This is a genomic window from Ramlibacter aurantiacus (assembly GCF_016722895.1).
Lineage (GTDB): Bacteria > Pseudomonadota > Gammaproteobacteria > Burkholderiales > Burkholderiaceae_C > Ramlibacter > Ramlibacter aurantiacus.
In genome coordinates this window covers 89,788-105,543 of the sequence record NZ_JAEQNA010000006.1, presented here as the reverse complement: position 1 = coordinate 105,543, position 15,756 = coordinate 89,788, and the positions used below count along the sequence as shown (strand labels likewise).

Annotated in this window: 16 protein-coding genes; 7 read left to right on the top strand and 9 right to left on the bottom strand. The window is 69.3% G+C overall.

Annotation, left to right across the window (positions count from 1 at the left end; translation table 11 throughout):
- The first annotated feature begins 59 nt into the window (after positions 1-59).
- Positions 60-1,316 carry a DEAD/DEAH box helicase gene (locus tag JI739_RS16155; RefSeq protein WP_201684964.1) on the top strand — a complete coding sequence of 419 codons (1,257 nt, stop codon included), beginning with the start codon at positions 60-62 and terminating at the stop codon, positions 1,314-1,316.
- 67 nt (positions 1,317-1,383) lie between these two features.
- Positions 1,384-2,343 (top strand): alpha/beta fold hydrolase, encoded by a 960-nt coding sequence (locus tag JI739_RS16150; RefSeq protein ID WP_201684963.1) that lies wholly within the window; start codon positions 1,384-1,386, stop codon positions 2,341-2,343.
- Positions 2,344-2,380: 37 nt separating this feature from the next.
- Here the strand turns inward: JI739_RS16150 and queC are convergent, their stop codons facing one another.
- Together queC and JI739_RS16140 are read right to left on the bottom strand one after the other, a co-directional pair.
- Positions 2,381-3,091, bottom strand: a complete 711-nt coding sequence (queC, locus tag JI739_RS16145) for a 7-cyano-7-deazaguanine synthase QueC (RefSeq protein ID WP_201684962.1) — start codon at positions 3,089-3,091, stop codon at positions 2,381-2,383.
- Positions 3,092-3,170: 79 nt separating this feature from the next.
- A complete protein-coding gene (locus JI739_RS16140; protein ID WP_201684961.1) occupies positions 3,171-4,136 on the bottom strand; it encodes a helix-turn-helix transcriptional regulator in 966 nt (321 codons plus the stop codon).
- A 211-nt stretch (positions 4,137-4,347) separates the two neighbouring features.
- On the opposite strand from JI739_RS16140, the gene JI739_RS16135 reads away from it, so the two are divergent.
- Positions 4,348-5,199, top strand: a complete 852-nt coding sequence (locus JI739_RS16135) for a DUF1206 domain-containing protein (RefSeq protein ID WP_201684960.1) — start codon at positions 4,348-4,350, stop codon at positions 5,197-5,199.
- Positions 5,200-5,298: 99 nt separating this feature from the next.
- The gene (locus JI739_RS16130) at positions 5,299-5,778 is read left to right on the top strand and encodes a hypothetical protein (RefSeq protein WP_201684959.1); all 480 of its coding nucleotides are present in this window, start codon (positions 5,299-5,301) and stop codon (positions 5,776-5,778) included.
- Positions 5,779-5,794: 16 nt separating this feature from the next.
- On the opposite strand, the gene JI739_RS16125 is transcribed toward JI739_RS16130, so the two are convergent.
- From JI739_RS16125 to JI739_RS16110, 4 genes are read right to left on the bottom strand one after another with little or no spacing between them, the layout of a single operon-like run.
- Entirely contained in the window at positions 5,795-6,766 is a 972-nt protein-coding gene (locus JI739_RS16125) for a Bug family tripartite tricarboxylate transporter substrate binding protein (protein WP_201684958.1), read from the bottom strand.
- A gap of 53 nt (positions 6,767-6,819) precedes the next feature.
- Positions 6,820-7,695, bottom strand: a complete 876-nt coding sequence (locus tag JI739_RS16120) for a fumarylacetoacetate hydrolase family protein (protein ID WP_201684957.1) — start codon at positions 7,693-7,695, stop codon at positions 6,820-6,822.
- Positions 7,685-8,173, bottom strand: a complete 489-nt coding sequence (locus JI739_RS16115) for a VOC family protein (protein WP_201684956.1) — start codon at positions 8,171-8,173, stop codon at positions 7,685-7,687. Before JI739_RS16115 ends, JI739_RS16120 begins: the two co-directional genes overlap by 11 nt.
- On the bottom strand, positions 8,170-9,171 hold the full coding sequence (locus JI739_RS16110; RefSeq protein WP_201684955.1) for a CDP-6-deoxy-delta-3,4-glucoseen reductase: 1,002 nt from the start codon (positions 9,169-9,171) through the stop codon (positions 8,170-8,172). Before JI739_RS16110 ends, JI739_RS16115 begins: the two co-directional genes overlap by 4 nt.
- A gap of 83 nt (positions 9,172-9,254) precedes the next feature.
- Between JI739_RS16110 and JI739_RS16105 the strand changes: the two genes are divergently transcribed.
- Positions 9,255-10,157, top strand: coding sequence for a LysR family transcriptional regulator (locus JI739_RS16105; protein WP_201684954.1), 903 nt, complete (start codon positions 9,255-9,257; stop codon positions 10,155-10,157).
- A 70-nt stretch (positions 10,158-10,227) separates the two neighbouring features.
- On the opposite strand, the gene JI739_RS16100 is transcribed toward JI739_RS16105, so the two are convergent.
- Positions 10,228-11,427 (bottom strand): helix-turn-helix transcriptional regulator, encoded by a 1,200-nt coding sequence (locus tag JI739_RS16100; protein ID WP_201684953.1) that lies wholly within the window; start codon positions 11,425-11,427, stop codon positions 10,228-10,230.
- A gap of 111 nt (positions 11,428-11,538) precedes the next feature.
- Between JI739_RS16100 and JI739_RS16095 the strand changes: the two genes are divergently transcribed.
- A complete protein-coding gene (locus tag JI739_RS16095) occupies positions 11,539-12,483 on the top strand; it encodes a GNAT family N-acetyltransferase (protein ID WP_201684952.1) in 945 nt (314 codons plus the stop codon).
- A gap of 255 nt (positions 12,484-12,738) precedes the next feature.
- Here the strand turns inward: JI739_RS16095 and JI739_RS16090 are convergent, their stop codons facing one another.
- Positions 12,739-13,956: a CaiB/BaiF CoA transferase family protein gene (locus JI739_RS16090; protein ID WP_201684951.1), complete on the bottom strand. Its 1,218-nt coding sequence runs from the start codon at positions 13,954-13,956 to the stop codon at positions 12,739-12,741.
- A 5-nt stretch (positions 13,957-13,961) separates the two neighbouring features.
- Here JI739_RS16090 and JI739_RS16085 point away from each other — a divergent pair, with 5 nt between their 5' ends.
- Positions 13,962-14,729, top strand: a complete 768-nt coding sequence (locus JI739_RS16085; protein WP_201684950.1) for a TetR/AcrR family transcriptional regulator — start codon at positions 13,962-13,964, stop codon at positions 14,727-14,729.
- Here JI739_RS16085 and JI739_RS16080 read toward each other — a convergent pair.
- Positions 14,717-15,616, bottom strand: a complete 900-nt coding sequence (locus JI739_RS16080) for an NAD(P)H-dependent flavin oxidoreductase (RefSeq protein ID WP_236589804.1) — start codon at positions 15,614-15,616, stop codon at positions 14,717-14,719. The two genes, JI739_RS16085 and JI739_RS16080, sit on opposite strands and share 13 nt — an antisense overlap.
- Between the last annotated feature and the right edge of the window lie 140 nt (positions 15,617-15,756).

Genomic DNA, 15,756 nt, shown 5'->3' with positions numbered 1-15,756 from the left:
ACGACCAGTTGGAAGGAGTGGCGCCCCGGTGGCCCCGACCCGCAGCGGACAATGAGTCCATGACCGCTCCCACCTTCGCATCGGCCGGCTTGTCCGAACCGCTGCAGCGCGCGTGCGCCGCTGCAGGTTATGCGCATCCCACCGCCATTCAGATCCAGGCCATTCCGATCGTCTTGCAGGGCCGCGACCTGCTTGCGCTGGCACCGACCGGATCGGGAAAGACGGCGGCGTACGCGCTACCGCTGGTCGAGCGCCTGCTCGGCGCGCCGCCCCGCGGCTGGCGGCGCGTGCGCGTGCTCGTGCTGGTTCCCACCCGCGAATTGGCGGCGCAGGTCGGCGACGTGTTCCGGCGACTCGGCGCGTCGGCCTCGCTGGCCCTCAAGGTGGCCGTGGTCTATGGCGGTGGTTCGGTCAACCCGCAGATGCTGCTGCTGCGCGGCGGTGCCGACGTGCTGGTGGCCACGCCGGGGCGGCTGCTGGACTTGCTGGCGCGCAACGCGGTGCGGCTGGATGCGCTGGAGACGCTGGTGCTGGATGAAGCGGACCGGATGCTCGATCTCGGCTTCGCCGCCGAACGCGAACGGGTGCTGGCGGCCCTGCCCGCGCGGCGGCAGAACCTGCTGTTCTCCGCGACCTTTCCCCCGCAGGTGAAGGAACTGGCCGACGGCATCCTGCGCGAGCCGGTTCGCCTGGAAGCCGCACCGCAGCCGCTCGACCTGCCGGCCATCGCCCAGCGGGCCATCGCGGTCGACGCGCCACGCCGCACCGAACTGCTGCGCCACCTGCTGCAAAAAGAGGATTGGCGCAGCGCGCTGGTGTTCGTGGCCACGCGCTACGCCGCCGAGCACGTCGCGCGCAAGCTCGCCCTGCGCGGGGTCCGCGCCGTGCCCTTGCATGGCGAGATGAGCCAGGGCCAGCGCACCGAGATGCTCGCCGGGTTCAAGGAGCGGCGGTGGAACGTGCTGGTGGCGACCGACCTCGCCGCGCGCGGGATCGACATTCCGGCCCTGGACGTGGTGATCAACTACGACCTCCCGCGTTCGGCCTCCGACTACGTTCACCGCATCGGCCGCACCGGCCGTGCCGGCGCCAGCGGCGTCGCCGTGAGCCTGGTCAGCGCCGCCACCGAAGCACACCTGCGCCTGATCGAAAAACGCAGCCAGGTCCCGATGCCGCGTGAGCAGGTTGCCGGCTTCGAACCGACGGAAGCCGCGCCGCCCCGGGAGCGCGGCGCTGGCGGCATCAAGGGGAAGCGGGCCAGCAAGAAAGACAAGCTGCGGGCTGCGGCGAATGCGCTGGGCCTCGCCCAGCCCTAGCGACGCAGAGCTTGGCCACTGCGCCAACCTGTTGGCCCACGGCTCACCAGGCTCAGCGACGGAATCCATGAAGCGAGGCATCACGACCTTCCTGCTCGCCGTGCTGGTGGGTACGGGCGCCGTCGTTGGCGCCGCTTTCATCCGCGACATGCGTGAGGCGGAGCGTCGCATCGCGGGACGCAGCCACGCGGTCGCTACTTCGTCTGGCCGGCTCGAATACGCCGTGGCAGGCCAGGGGCCGGTCCTGTTGATGATCCACGGCACCGGCGGTGGCTTCGACCAGGGGCTGACGTTCACAGAGGCGTTCATTCGGCAAGGTCACCGCGTCATTGCGCCATCGCGGTTCGGCTACCTTCGAAGCGATTTTCCGGACGACCCATCGTCCGAGCGACAGGCTGACGCGTTCGCCGAACTGCTGGACCGGCTGGGAATCGATCAGGTTCCCGTGGCGGGCGGTTCCGCCGGCGCGCTATCGGCCATGCAATTTGCCCTGCGCCACCCGCAGCGTTGCTCGGCGCTGATCCTGGTCGTGCCGGCGGCGAACATCCGCGGCGCCGATCCGGTGGAGATGAGCCCGCTTCAGGAATTCGTCGTGCGCCGCATCGCCGCTTCCGACCTGCTGTTCTGGCTGGGACTGAAGACACGGCGCGACGAGATGATCCGAACGCTGCTGGCAACAGATCCATCGCTCGTGCAAACCGCACCTCTCGAGGAGCAGCAGCGAGTCGATCGCATCCTGCGGGACATCCTGCCCGTTTCGATGCGCACCCGCGGCATGCTCAACGACGCGAAGCTGGCGGGCCATCCCGCACGCGTCGACCTGGCGCGGATCGCCGTGCCGACCCTGGTGATCTCAGTGGAAGATGACCGCTTCGGCACCGCGTCGACCGCGCGGGACATCGCAGCGGCCGTGCCAGGCGCACGGCTTGTCATCTACCCGTCCGGGGGTCATGTCTGGGTGGGCCGCGATGCGGACCTCTGGTCCGAGGTGGCGCGCTTCGTGAAGGAGACGGCGCCTGCGAGATGAGCGTTGCGAACCTCAGCAGCTTCGTCGAATCAACCGGTCACCGTGGGTCCGCTGGCCGCTTGGCATAGGCCGCGAACCCTAGGCGACGCAGTTCGCACGCAGGGCACTCGCCGCAGCCATAGCCCCAAGCATGAAGGCGGCTGCGGTCACCCAGATAGCAGGTGTGCGTTTGTTCGACGATCAGGTCGACCAGCGCCTTCCCTCCGAGCTGCTCCGCCAGCCGCCAGGTCGCGGCCTTGTCGAGCCACATGAGGGGCGTCTCGAGCACCATGCGCGCATCCAGGCCCAGGCCCAGGGTGACCTGCAGGGACTTGAGCGTGTCGTCACGGCAATCCGGATAGCCGGAATAGTCGGTCTCGCACATGCCGCCCACCAGCACCGAGAGGCCCCGGCGATAGGCCAGCGCGGCCGCGAAGGTGAAAAACAGCAGGTTGCGCCCGGGAACGAAGGTGTTGGGCAATCCGCTCTTCTCGAACTCGATGGCCTTGGCCTGCGTGAGCGCCGTGTCGCTGATCTGGCCGAGCAGGGTCATGTCCAGCAGGTGGTCGTCCCCGAGCTTGTCGCTCCACGCGGGATAGCGCTGGCGCAGGGACTGAAGGAAGCTCGTGCGGCAGGCCAGTTCGACCGCATGGCGCTGGCCGTAGTCGAAGCCGATGGTTTCGACGTGCCCGAAGCGGTCGAGGGCCCACGCGAGGCAGGTGGCGGAGTCCTGGCCGCCGGAGAAGAGGACGAGGGCGGAAGTGTGCATAGGGGCGTTTGTAGCGGCTTGGTCACTGCGGTTCATCAAGAGGCGCGGGCCGCGTGGCTCCAAGCGCAACCGAAGGCGTTCACACGTACCGCCCCGCCGCCTCCACCAACGCCTGCCGCACCTTCACCCTCAACCCCTGCGGCTCCACCACCTCCACGTCGTCCCCGAAGCGCAGGATATCCCCCAGGATCTCCCGGTCGTCCGCATACGGCACCTCCAGCACATAGCTGCCATCGGCCTCGTCCCACGCCTGCTGATTCGGGTGCCATTGTTCCCGCCGCACCCAGCGCGCCCGCTCGGGCGTGAACCGCAATCGCGCCACGGCAGTCGCCGCGCCGCCGAAGATGCCGTACCCGCCGCCCAGGTGTTCGTCCAGGCGGCCGGGCTCGATCTCCAGGGCGCCCTCCTCCATCACGTCCACCTGGGTGAGCGCATCCACCGAGAAACTGCGCAGCCCTTCGCGCAGGTGGCACCAGGCATCGACGTACCAGTTGTCCCGGTAATGGACCAGCCGCTGCGGCGAGATGACGCGATCCAGGGTTTCACCGGTTTGCCGGTTGAAGTGCCGCACCCGCAGGCGCTTGCGGCCCAGGGTGCCGGCGGCGACGCTTTCGAAGTGGGCGGGATGCAGTTGCCGCTTGCCGGCATGCACCAGCCGGATGCGGCGGGCGACGTCGCCGGCGGTGAGGCCGTGACGGGACATCAGGTCGGACAAACGCTCCTGCAGCGGCCTGAGCTTGGGGCCGAGGATGCCGGGTTCGAGCTGGGCCAGGAGCTGCTGGATGGTGACCAGGGCCAGGATCTCCTGGGGGCTGAACCACAGGCCGGGCAGTTCGCTGCTGTCGGCGTGCGCAATGTCCATGACGTACCCGCCGCGCTCCTTGTCGAAGCGGATCGGCATCTTGAGCTGGTCGCGCAGCTTGGCGATGTCGCGCTTGAAGGTGGCGCGCGAGATCTCCAGCGCCGACTGCAATTCGCCCGCCGGAACCGCCCGGCGGCCACCCAGGAGTTCCTTGTACCTGTACAGGCGCACAAGCTCGCTCAATTCCCACCTCCCCTGCTCTGCTGCCGGAAGCGGATTGTCACCCCGCCGCACAGGTGGTCTCGGCGGGATGGCTGCGCCTGGCTTCCTACGGCATCCGTCAAGGTGCGCCGACGCGCGCGGGACGCCCGCCTCCGGACAGTCGTGCTATCAGGCCCTTCACGGCGTCGCCCATCGGCCGACGCGGCGGCTGATCCACCCACGGAGCACGACCATGGCGACCCTTTCAGCAGACGACGTCCAGACCTCGGCCAAGCGCGCCGTGCGTGAAGCCGCGCCCTGGATCCAGCGCTTGGCCCGCATGGGATTCGCGGCCAAGGGCGTGGTGTACCTGATCATCGGCAGCCTCGCGCTGGAGGCGGCGCTGGGTCGGGGCGGGGAGACGACCGATTCCCAAGGCGCGCTGCAGGCCGTGCTCCAGCAACCGTTCGGGCGGGTGCTGCTCGGCATCGTTGCCGTGGGCCTGGTGGGCTACGCGATCTGGCGGTTCGTGCAAGCCGGGCTCGATCCCGAGGGCATCGGGTCGGACGGCAAGGGGATGGTGACCCGCGCGGCCTACGCCATCAGCGGCGTCCTCCATGCGGCGCTGGCGCTGCAAGCCACCCGGCTGGCCCTGGGCCTGGGCGCCGGAGGCGGCGGCGACTCCGGGCCGCAGGATTGGACGGCGATGGCGATGGCGCAGCCCATGGGGCGCTGGATCATCGCGGGGGTGGGGTTGGCGATCGTGGCCTTCGGAGTGGCCCAGCTCGTCCGGGCTTACCGCACCGACCTGCCTGGAAGGCTCGACCTCGGTCGGCTCAGCCCCACGGCTCGGGTCTGGGTCGTCCGTTTCGGGCGGATCGGGATGGCCGCGCGCGGCATCGTGTTCGGCGTGATCGGGGGCTTCCTGGTCCGGGCGGCGCTGACCTACGACCCTGGCAAGGCCCGAGGCTTGGGTGGCGCCCTGGACAGCCTGCACGAGCAGGCTTATGGCGTCTGGCTGCTGGGGCTGGTCGCCGCGGGATTGATCGGGTACGGGTTGTTCCAGTTGGTCCACGCGCGGTATGGCCTGATCAAGGCCAGCTGACCCGGCGGCGCGTCCGGCGAGCGGGCCTTCGGTTGGCGGGCTCACGCCATGAGCCCTGTGGCGGATGGAATAGGTCATGTCGCACCAACCACCCGAGACATGACCGCACAAATCACCGAAAGACTTGTGTACAAGGGGCAGGACCTGCCCCTGTGCACCGAGCCCCTGGAGTGCTACTTCTCAGCGGGCCGCGCGCGCCCCTGCTTCGAGTCCGACTGCACGGCGCTGTGGCGCGGCTATGTGGGACGCTGGGAGATCGCCGGGGACCGGCTGTATCTCACCGCACTACAAGGGCTGCTGGAAGACGGCTCGCTGGCTTCGCTGGGCGTGCTGTTCCCGCATTCACATGGGCGCGTGTTCGCCGAGTGGTACTCGGGCACGCTGCGGGTGCCGATGGGGCGGCAGATCGAATACGTGCACATGGGGTACGCGAGCCGATATGAAAAGGATCTGTTCCTGAAGATCGATCAGGGCGTGCTGAAGTCGAAGTGGATGCAGCGCAACGTGCCGGCTCCGGCCGGCACGTTCGGGCGTGACGCCACGGCAGCGCAAGGCGCCTGCGCGGGCTTCCATCGATGAGCGTGCGGTCCCAGGCTTATTCGGCGCGTATGCCCACGCGCTTGATCAGCGCCGCGTTCGCGGCCAGCTCGCGCCTGAAGGTCGCGGCCAGGTCGGTTTCGCCGGCGGCCGGGTCCACGCCCATCGCCGCCAACCGCTCACGCACGGTGGCATCGGCGCTGGCGCGGCCGATCTCCGCCGCCAGGCGCTGCACCAACTCGGGCGGCGTGTCACGCCGGGCCAGCAACCCGACCCAGGACTGCACGTCCACGCCGGCCGGGCCACCCGACTCCCGCACGGTGGGCACCTCGGGGTCGGACGCGACGCGGCGCTCGGTCGCCGCGGCGAGCAGGCGCAGGCGGCCTGCCCGCGCCATGGGGGCGGCCGAACCCTTGGTGAGCAGCAGGAAGTCGACTTCGCCGGTCACGACCGATGCGATGAGCGGCCCCGAGTCCTTGAATTGCACGGCCATCATGTCGGTCCCGCTCAGGTGCGCGAGCGCGGCGCATCCCAGGTGCGGCGGGCTGCCGACGTACGGACTGGCGTAGCTGATGCGCCCCGGCGACTTGGCGGCGGCGGCGACCAGCTGCCCCACGTTCTGGTAGGGGCTGTTCGCGCCCACGTAGAGGAAGAACGGTGCGCGGTAGATGAGCGACACGGGCACGAAGTCGCGCTCGGGGTCGTACGGCAGCTTGGACATCAGGGCCGGGTTGATGGTGAAGTGCGCGTTCGACGCCAGCAGCAGCGTGTGGCCATCGGCCGGTGCGCCCATGACGGCGCCCGTTGCCAGGAATCCGTTGGCACCGGGCCGGGGCTCGATCACCACCGGTTGCGACCATGACCGGCTCATGCGCTCGGCGACCAGCCGGGTGGCTGCATCCGGCGACAGCCCCGCGGGGAAGGCCGAGACGATGCGGACCTGCCGCTCCGGAAAGCCTGCGCCCTGCGCCCTGACCCAGGACATCGCCGGCAGGGCCGCACCCGCGAGCATCAGGGTGCGCCGACTCATGCCAAGGGCCCGGCGCCGGTGGGATGCATTCGTCCGTTCGCTTGGGTCTGCTGTCATCGTGTGACTCCATGTTGGAACTCGCCGACTTTCTCCACCCACAGCCGGACCCGTTCGCCGGGTTGCAGGAACCGCCGCCACGGCATGCCGACGCCGGCCGGCGTGCCGGTCAGCACCAGGTCACCGGGATGGAGCGTCACGCGGGACGAGAGCATCTCGATCTGCTCGGCCACGCTGAACACCATCTGGCTGGTGTGCGAGTCCTGCATCAGCTCGTCGCCGACCCACAGCCGGATGCCCAGCGCCTGCGGATCGCCCACCTCCTCGGCGGACACGATCCAGGGGCCCAGCGGGCAGGCCCCGTCGAAGCATTTGTGGCTGAGCCAGTCGTAGTGGAAGGGACTCCCCACCGGATTGCCTTGGCGGCGCGACGCGTCGCGCGCGGACAGGTCGTTGGCGATGGTGTAGCCGGCCACGTGGTCGAGGGCCTCGGCCGCCGTCACGTCGCGGGCCGTGCGGCCGATCACCGCGACGAGTTCCACCTCCCAGTCGACCGACTGGCTCCAGGCCGGCAGCTTCACGACGTCGTCAGGCCCCACGATCGCGCTGCGCCCGCTCTTGACGAAGTGCCAGGGCTTCTCGCCCAGCTCCTTCATCGATTGCATATCACCCAGGTTCTGCGCCCGCGCCATCTCCTGAAGATGGTCGACGTAGTTGGCCCCGGCGCAGTACACCTGTCCCGGCGTCGCGATGGGCGCGGCCAGACGGGACGCATCGACCGGCCTGCCGGGCCTGAGAACGTCCCAGAGGTCCAGTGCCTGGACGATGTCGGATAGGCCGGTCTCGTCCTCCAGGTCGAACAACGCGCCGTCCAGCATGTAGCCGGCGCGCGGGCCGACGGGCGTGTGGTAGCGAAGCAGCTTAGGTGCCATGGAGATCCGAGCCGCTGAAGCGGTCGCCGAAGTCGAACATGTCGTCGTGCTGGGTGCCGTCGTAGTACTGCACCTCCCACCAGTTGTGGTCCAGGTCCTCCAGGTAGAACGAGTACACGCCGTGTTGCGTGGTCAGCTCGCCGATGGTGCGGATGCCGTAGCGGTGCCTGAGCTCGTGGGCCGCGCGCCAGACTTCGTCGACCCGCTCGGCGCTGTCCACGTCCAGGCCCCAGTGGTTGTCCACGCTGGCCGGCCGCAGCAGCTCGCCCACCTCGAGGCAGACGACATGGAAGCGCATGCCGCAGCGCACAGCCATCGACGAGCGGCCATGGCGCACGCATTCGAGCCCGAGGAACTCCTCGTAGAAGCGGCGCGTGGCCGCCAGCTCGTAGCTGGGCACGGTGCCGTGCGACAGGTATTCGGGCCGCACCACCGAGCGCGAGTTGTCGTGCGGGGCCAGGGCTTGCGTGATTCTCATGGGAGGTCGGCCTGGGTCAGGAAGGCATCGGCGAAGAACTGCTGCTCGGGCAGGCCGCAGCGTCCGATGAAGTCGCGCCGCGCGGCCTCGACCATGGCGGGGGCGCCGCAGGCATAGACGTCGTGCCCCGACAAGTCGGGCAGGTCCTGCATGACGGCCGCGTGGACGAAACCGGTCCGCCCGGGCCCCTCCTGCTCCGACAGGACCGGCACGAAGGGCACGCCGGGCGGCGCGGGCAGGTACAGGTCGGCCTCGCGCCGACCGCCCCAGTACAGCCGCATCGACCGGTTCGATGCCCGCAGCGCGGCGTCGCCGATCATCGAAAGGATCGGTGCAATGCCGGTGCCGCTCGCCAGGAAGACGATGGGCCGATCGCTGTCCTCGCGCAGGTGGAAGCTGCCGAGCGGCCCGCGCAAGCGCAGCAGCTCGCCTTCGCGCAGGCTGCCGAACACGCGGTCGGTGAAGAGCCCGCCCGGCACATGGCGCACGTGGATCTCGAGATCGATCACGCCCTGCGCCTTCGGGACCGTCGCCATCGAGTAGCTGCGGGTTCGGCCGTCGGCCAGCAGCACGTCGACGAACTGGCCGGCCGCGAACCGGAAGTTCTCGTTCATGGGCAGGCGCAGGTCCAGGGCCGCCACGTCGGGCGCCAGCCGGCGGATGCGACGCACGCGGCAAGGCATCTCGCGCGGCTGGATCCGCTCCAGGGTGAGCTCATCGACCAGCAGCTCCAGGTCGCTCAGCGGCCGGGCCTGGCACAACAGGGCGTAGCCTTTGTCTCGCTGCTCCGGGGTGAGGTAGTTCAGGGGCGTGGCGGCGTGGTCCACGCGGCCGCTGACCACACGGGCACGGCAGCTGCGGCAATGGCCGGTGCGGCAGCTGTAGGGCAGGCTGAAGCCCGCATCCAGCCCCGCCTGCAGGACCGAGCGGGACTCGGCCGCCTGGAAGCGGTGGCCGCTCGGGCGAAGCTGCACGTGGAAGCCGGGCGGGGTCGACATCGGGTCGGATTCTGGGGAGTTTCCCAACTGGCGCACAGGTCGCTTTTTGGGAGAATCCGTTCCCTTCCTGGAACAAGACCCCGGTGAAACCCGATACGCTCCGCTCGCTTTCCGTGTTCGTCGAGGTGGCGAAGCTGCGCAGCTTCACCCGGGCCGGCCTTGTGCTCGGTTGCCCCAAGTCCACCGTCTCCCGCCGGGTGGCGGCCCTGGAGCAGGAGCTGGGCCTGAAGCTCCTCAAGAGAAGCACGCAGCGAGTCGAGCTGACCGAGGAAGGCCAGCTCTACTTCGAACGCTGCAAGCGGCTGCTGCAGGACGTGGAACTGGCCCATGAAGACCTGGGCCGCTCACGGCTGCAGGCGCGGGGGCTGTTGCGGGTCGTGGCCACGGCCGATTTCGGGTTGCGGCTGGTCGCCCGCCTGCCGCAGTTGCGCCAGGCGCACCCGGCCCTGCGGATCGAATTCGACTTCACCTCCAGGCGGGTCGACCCGCAGAACGAGAGCTGCGACGTCGCGATCTACATCGGCGAGCCGGTCGACTCGGGCGCCACGACACGGCGCCTGGGCTCGGTGTTCAAGCGCCTGTACGCATCGCCCGACTATCTGGCGGCGCGCGGCACGCCGACCGTCCCGGATCAACTGACGGCGCACGAGTGCATCCGCGAGGCGCGCTTCGACGGCAAGGGCATCGAGACGCTCTGGACGCTGCGCCGCCAGGACGAGCAGCGCGGCGTGCCGGTGACCGGCGCGCTGTCGATGAACAGCATCGGGATGATCCGCCGCCTGGCCGTGCAGGCCCTGGGCATCGCCGCCCTCCCCCCGGGCCTGTGCCGCGAGGAGGTGTCCAGCGGCCAGCTGGTGCCGGTGTTGCCCGAATGGGCCACCCCGTCCATCCCCATCCACGCGCTCACCGCCGGCCGGGTGCTGCCGGCACGGACGATGGTGTTCCTGGACTTCGTGCGGCGGCAGCTGGTGGACCTGGAAGGGTAGCTGGGCGGCGGCCTTGCAACAGCAAGCGCACTCGTCCTGATTGCTTTTTCGGTCTCCTGAGAGACTGCGTTCACCGATCGACAAACCATCCGGCTCCGGCAAGGCGGATTCCCCGCGTGATGCGCGGGTCGTAGTGGTCGGAGAAGATCAGAGCCGCAAGCTCGGTCCGGCTGGTGACGCCCACCTTTTCGAAGACCAGCCGCAGGTGATCCGACACGGTGTAGGGGGAAAGCCCGAGCGCGGCTGCGATTTCCTTGGTGGCCATTCCCCGCAACACGCAGCCCGTGACCTGCTGTTCGCGATCGGTGAGGCCATAGGCGCAAACCATGAGCGGCGCGAGCTCCGCGGCGCAGGCCGGTTCGACAATCACGCAGGTTTGGCCGCCATCGCGCAGGGCGGCGGTGGATGGCGCCGTCCGTGATTTCCGTTCTGCGCGCTCTTGCGGGCCGTCCTGACCTGGGGGAGTCAACCGCTGGCCGTGCAGCACGAGCCAACGGCCGGACCGGGTGGGAACGCGACAGCTGGCGATGAGGTGGTTATCCGTGCACGCGCCGGCGGCGATGGCGCGCGCCTGGCTCGCAACCGCAAACAGCACATGAGGCAAAGAACCCGGCGCCCCAGGCACCACATCCACCACGTCCACCACATCGCCCAACCACCGTTGCGCGGCGAAGGTGATCGAGGCCACGCCACCGTCGTCATCGAGCACCACGACGCCCGGCCCGTCGGGGCCGACCTCCACCGCTGTCGCGGTGGCAATGAGCGCCGTGCGGAAGCCTTCGGCCAGAGGGCCGGCCAGACTGGCGACGAAGGCGACCTCGACGGGATCGAATGCAGGCCACTGGGCGCTGCGGTACAGGCGCGCGCATCCCCAGAAGTCCGCGCCCGCCACGAATGCCGCCGTCAACTCGTCCGCAATATGCATGGGCTCAAGGACTTCGCGGTAGCGGCGGCTACGGCCTGGCATGCCGCCCGTCACCTCGCGCAGCCCAGCCACGGTAATGCGCGCGCGCGCAAGATCGGCGTAATGGTTCAGGTCTTGCGAGCCGTATTCGAGAATCGGCAGAAGCGGATTGCTGGGGGCCGAGTCGCCCATCACGCTCGTCAGCAGCGAGGTCGCTGGATCCACGTTGTGCCAGCAGGCGCGATCGAATGGAATCACTGTGCGCAGCAGGCGCTCGGCCTTGGCCACCAGCGCGCGGGAGTCCAGCCCTGACTGGCAGAGGGCTTTGATCTCGCGCCGGACCCGCCGTGCCCGTTCGACGTCCATGAGGAGGCATGGTACCCCCGCGTCGCGCGGGTGGCGACCCCCCAAAAGCTTGGGATTCCTGCGGGAGCACGCCGCGCCTAGAGTGTCACGGGCCACCACAGGAGGTTCTCCATGGACATGAAGGCAAGACCCCGGCTTACCGTGCGTCAACTGCGCGAGAACGAGCTGACTGCAGCGGACCGCATCCTTCGCGGAGCGTTCGACAGGTTTACCGGCATCACGAACCTGTTCGCCGACAAGGACTACCTGCGAACTCGATGGCGCGCGGCGCCGGATCGGGCGATTGCCGCGGAGGCGAATGGCCGGTTGGCCGGCTCCAACATCATCACGCTGTGGGGCAGCCTCGGCTTTTTCGGTCCGCTGTCGGTGGACACCGCGCTCTGGGACCAGGGTATAGCGAAGGGCTTGATGGAAACGACGATCGATGTATTAACGGCTGCGCGCGTGCGGCATGCAGCGCTTTTCACGTTTGCGCACAGCCCCAGGCATCAGGGCCTGTACCAGCGGTTCGGATTCTGGCCGCGCTACCTGACGCCCATTCTCCAGCGGCCGGTATCGTTATCCGCGAACTTGTCCGGACTGTCGCGTTTCAGCCAGCTCGAAGAACGCGAGCGCCTGGCGGCGCTGCAGGAGTGCCGCCAGATCACCGATGCGCTGTACGAAGGGCTCGACGTCACGAGCGAGATCAAAGCGGTTCTGGAGCAGAACCTGGGAGATACGGTCCTGCTGCAAGGGCAACGGCTGGACGGCTTTGCCGTGTGTCACGCAGGACCCGGCACCGAAGCCGGCTCCGGCCTGTGCTACGTGAAGTTCGGCGCCCTGCGACCCGATCTGGACGAAAAGCATTTCGATCGGCTGATCGACGCCTGTGATGCGCTGGCTGCGAGCCTTGGCGCCACCCAGCTGGAACTAGGCGTGAACATGGCATGCCATGAGGCCTATCGCCGACTGTGCGAGCGAGGCTTTCGCGCAGGCCTGATCGGCGTCGCGATGGACCGGCCGAACGAGCCGGCCTACAACCGAGCCGGCGTATTCGCGTTGAGTGATTGGCGATAAGAGCGGCGCGACGTCCAACGCGGTTCCGGGGCACCCTTCGCACCGTGGGCGCACGAGTTTCCTTGAGCGATGGATGCACGGTCAAAGGCCGCTGCCGCCGCCGCCGAGTCGACAGTGGTGCCGGCCGTTCGTCCGTGCGGGTTGACCCGCTCGCGGCCCTTGAGCCCCAGCGACTCCAGCACCCCGCGAATGAGCATGGTGATGGGCCCCCGGCCGGACCGGGCGCGATCGTCCGGAACTTCCGGCGGGTTCAATTCATCGGGGACTGCCTCGCCTGGCCGCAGACGCCGATTCGATCCGCTCGATCTCCTCTTCACCGTAGCCCAGTTCCGCGAGTACCTCCCGCGTGTGTTCGCCCGCCAGCGGCGCTCGACGCCGATAGCTCGCCGGGGTCTCGGAGAGCTCGACCAAGGGCGCCACCACCGGCACCGGCTGGGGCAGCGAGGGAAAGTCCATGGGCCGGAAGTGCCCCGCCGCCTGCATGTGCGGATGGCTCAAGGCCTCGCTCGGCGGGAGCACCTTGCACCCGGGAATGCCGTGGTCGGCGAGGGCCTTCAGAACTTCTTCGCAGGTCCTCGCCGCCGCCCATTGCGCCACCGCTTCGCAGATGCGCGGGGCCTGGCGGCCCCGATCGGCATCGCTGCGCAACCCGGCATCGGTGATCCACTCCGGCTGACCTACCAGCGCGGCCAGCCGATGGAACTGCGCATTGCCCAGCACCTGCACCAGCACGTGTCCATCGCGCGTGGCGAACAGGTCCGAAGGCGCCATCTGCTGGCCCCGGTTGCCGCTGGGCACCCGGTCGTGGCCGAGCGCCTGCGTCTCCATCAGGTTCGAGTTGAAGAAGGTCAGCGCTGTGCGCAGCAGCGAACCGCGCACGTGCTGGCCGCGACCGCTCTGGTCCCGTGCGCGCAGTGCGGCCAGGGTGCCGAAGGCGCAGCCCAGCGCGGTGCCGAAGTCGACATAGGTGGCCGCCCAGCGCACCGGCGCATCCGGCTGGCCCGACAACCACGCGGCCCCGGACATCGCCTGGCCGATGCCGTCGAATCCGGTGCGATCGGCCAGCGGGCCGGGCTCGCCGTAGGCACTGGCGGTGACCAGGATGACGCGCGGATACCGCGCGCTCAGGCTCTCGTAGTCGAGGCCCAGTCGAACCAGCTGCGCGGTGGGGAGATTGGCCACCACCACGTCGGCTCGCGCGATCAAGGCCTCGAGCACCTCGCGGCCTGCGGGGGAGCCCAGGTCGAGGCACACCGAGCGCTTGTTGCGGCCCAGCTGAAGGAAGCTGCCGCCTTCGCCGGAAGGGGCCACGGGCACCACCCAGCGGTCCTCGCCGCCGCCGGGGCGCTCGACCCGCACGACGTCGGCCCCGAGGTCCGAAAGCAGTGTTGCACAATACGGCCCGGCAATGAACCGCCCCAGGTCCACCACACGGATACCGCCCAGTACGGCCTGAGGGTCGCAGGCACTCATAGCAAATGAAGCGCAGCACGCACCAGCCGGACACCCGGTCGGCGGTCAAGCCCAGATCCACGGCCAAGGGCGCGAGTCCGGTCAGGGATCCCGCCCCGGCGAAGCCCCGCGACCCCGACAAGGTCCGAACCAGCGCCAAGGCACGCGCCAAATCCGGCGCGCAGGCCAGCGCTCCCGCGGCCGGCAAGCGCGCCGCGGCCAAGAAGGCGCCCAAGTCCGACCTCCAGCGGGTCGACTGGATCCGCGCCGGCATGCGCATCCTGGCGCGCTCCGGCGTCGACGCCGTGCTGATCCCGCCGCTGGCCAAGGCGCTGGGCGTGACCAAGGGCAGCTTCTACTGGCACTTCGCCTCGCGCGACGAGCTGCTGCTCGCGCTGATCGAGGAATGGAAGCAGCACGCCACGCGGCGCGTGATCGAGATCGTCGAGCACGCCGGCACGTCGCCGCAGGAAAAGATCCGGCTGATCGCGTTCATCGGCACGAACTCGCCCATCGACGAGTTCGGCGGGGCGATCGAACTGGCCGTGCGCAACTGGGCCCGCAGCAACCCGGAGGTGCGGCGCAAGGTGGCCGACGTCGACCGCGAGCGCGTGAGCTATCTCGCCACCCTCTATGCCACGGTCGGCTCGACGGTCGATCCCGAATTGCTGGCCTGCCTGCACTACAGCTTCTCCACCGGCCTGCGGCTGATCTTCGCGTACCCCGAGACGCAGAAGCTCGCGCTGCGGCAGGCCGCGCTGGACCAGCTTTTCCTGCCGCCTCATTGCCGCTGAGCCGCGGCGTATTCCGCGGCCATGCCGTCGATGATGCATGCCGCGGGCAGCACCGCCGAGATCGCGGCCACGCCCTGCCCGGCACTCCACACGTCGCGCCAGGCCTTGGCCTCGGTGCCGTCGCCGCGCTTGCCGAACGAGAACGAACTGCGCTCGCGCGGCTGCAGCGATTCGATCTCGATCCCCAGCGCCTCGAAGCTCGCGCGCAGGTAGTTGGCGGGCAGCCCGGTGACGGCGCTCGTGGTGACGATGTCCGCGGCGCGGGCTTCCACGATCATTTGCTGGTAGCGCGGGGCGGCCTGCGCCTCGGTTGACGCGATGAAGCGGGTGCCGACGTAGGCGAAGTCGCCGCCCATGGCCTGCACGGCCGCCACCTGCCGCCCGTGCGCGATGCAGCCGGACACCACCAGCAGGCCATCGAAGCAGCGCCGCACTTCATCGGTGAAGGCCAGGGGGTTGAGCGTGCCGGTGTGCCCGCCCGCACCCGCGCACACCAGGATCAGCCCGTCCACGCCGGCTTCGATGGCCTTCTGCGCGTGACGCACCGTGCTCACGTCGTGCAGCACCAGGCCACCATAGGCATGCACCCGCGCCACGACCTCGCCCGGCGGGTTGAGGCTGGTGATGACCAGCGGCACGCGGTGCCGGCAGACCACGTCCAGGTCACGCGCCAGGCGCGTGTTCGACGGGTGGACGATCAGGTTGACCGCGTAGGGCGCCGCCGGCCAGGCGGGCGAGCCGGCATTCCAGTCGGCGATCTGCGCCTCGATGTAGGTGATCCAGCCTTCCAGCTCTTCCTGCGGCCGCGCGTTCAACGCGGGGAACGAGCCGACGATGCCGGCGCGGCACTGCTCGGCCACCAGCTCGCGCGACGACACGATGAACATCGGCGCGCCGATCACCGGTATGCGCAGCGACCGGGCGAGCCACGACCCCGCTGGCAACAAGGACGGCTCGATCCCCGGTTGACGATCCGCCGGCCGCGCCGCTAAAGTACTTTCCATACCGGCCAGTATGGACGAAAAAT

Excerpts from the sequence above, each read along its gene's own strand:
- JI739_RS16095 (WP_201684952.1), top strand. The coding sequence starts at position 11,539 with ATGGACATGAAGGCAAGACCCCGGCTTACCGTGCGTCAACTGCGCGAG.
- JI739_RS16085 (WP_201684950.1), top strand. The coding sequence starts at position 13,962 with ATGAAGCGCAGCACGCACCAGCCGGACACCCGGTCGGCGGTCAAGCCC.
- JI739_RS16130 (WP_201684959.1), top strand. The coding sequence starts at position 5,299 with ATGACCGCACAAATCACCGAAAGACTTGTGTACAAGGGGCAGGACCTG.
- JI739_RS16090 (WP_201684951.1), bottom strand. The coding sequence starts at position 13,956 with ATGAGTGCCTGCGACCCTCAGGCCGTACTGGGCGGTATCCGTGTGGTG.
- JI739_RS16115 (WP_201684956.1), bottom strand. The coding sequence starts at position 8,173 with ATGAGAATCACGCAAGCCCTGGCCCCGCACGACAACTCGCGCTCGGTG.
- JI739_RS16100 (WP_201684953.1), bottom strand. The coding sequence starts at position 11,427 with ATGGACGTCGAACGGGCACGGCGGGTCCGGCGCGAGATCAAAGCCCTC.
- JI739_RS16125 (WP_201684958.1), bottom strand. The coding sequence starts at position 6,766 with ATGAGTCGGCGCACCCTGATGCTCGCGGGTGCGGCCCTGCCGGCGATG.
- JI739_RS16135 (WP_201684960.1), top strand. The coding sequence starts at position 4,348 with ATGGCGACCCTTTCAGCAGACGACGTCCAGACCTCGGCCAAGCGCGCC.
- JI739_RS16120 (WP_201684957.1), bottom strand. The coding sequence starts at position 7,695 with ATGGCACCTAAGCTGCTTCGCTACCACACGCCCGTCGGCCCGCGCGCC.
- JI739_RS16155 (WP_201684964.1), top strand. The coding sequence starts at position 60 with ATGACCGCTCCCACCTTCGCATCGGCCGGCTTGTCCGAACCGCTGCAG.
- JI739_RS16110 (WP_201684955.1), bottom strand. The coding sequence starts at position 9,171 with ATGTCGACCCCGCCCGGCTTCCACGTGCAGCTTCGCCCGAGCGGCCAC.
- JI739_RS16150 (WP_201684963.1), top strand. The coding sequence starts at position 1,384 with ATGAAGCGAGGCATCACGACCTTCCTGCTCGCCGTGCTGGTGGGTACG.
- JI739_RS16080 (WP_236589804.1), bottom strand. The coding sequence starts at position 15,616 with ATGTTCATCGTGTCGTCGCGCGAGCTGGTGGCCGAGCAGTGCCGCGCC.
- queC (WP_201684962.1), bottom strand. The coding sequence starts at position 3,091 with ATGCACACTTCCGCCCTCGTCCTCTTCTCCGGCGGCCAGGACTCCGCC.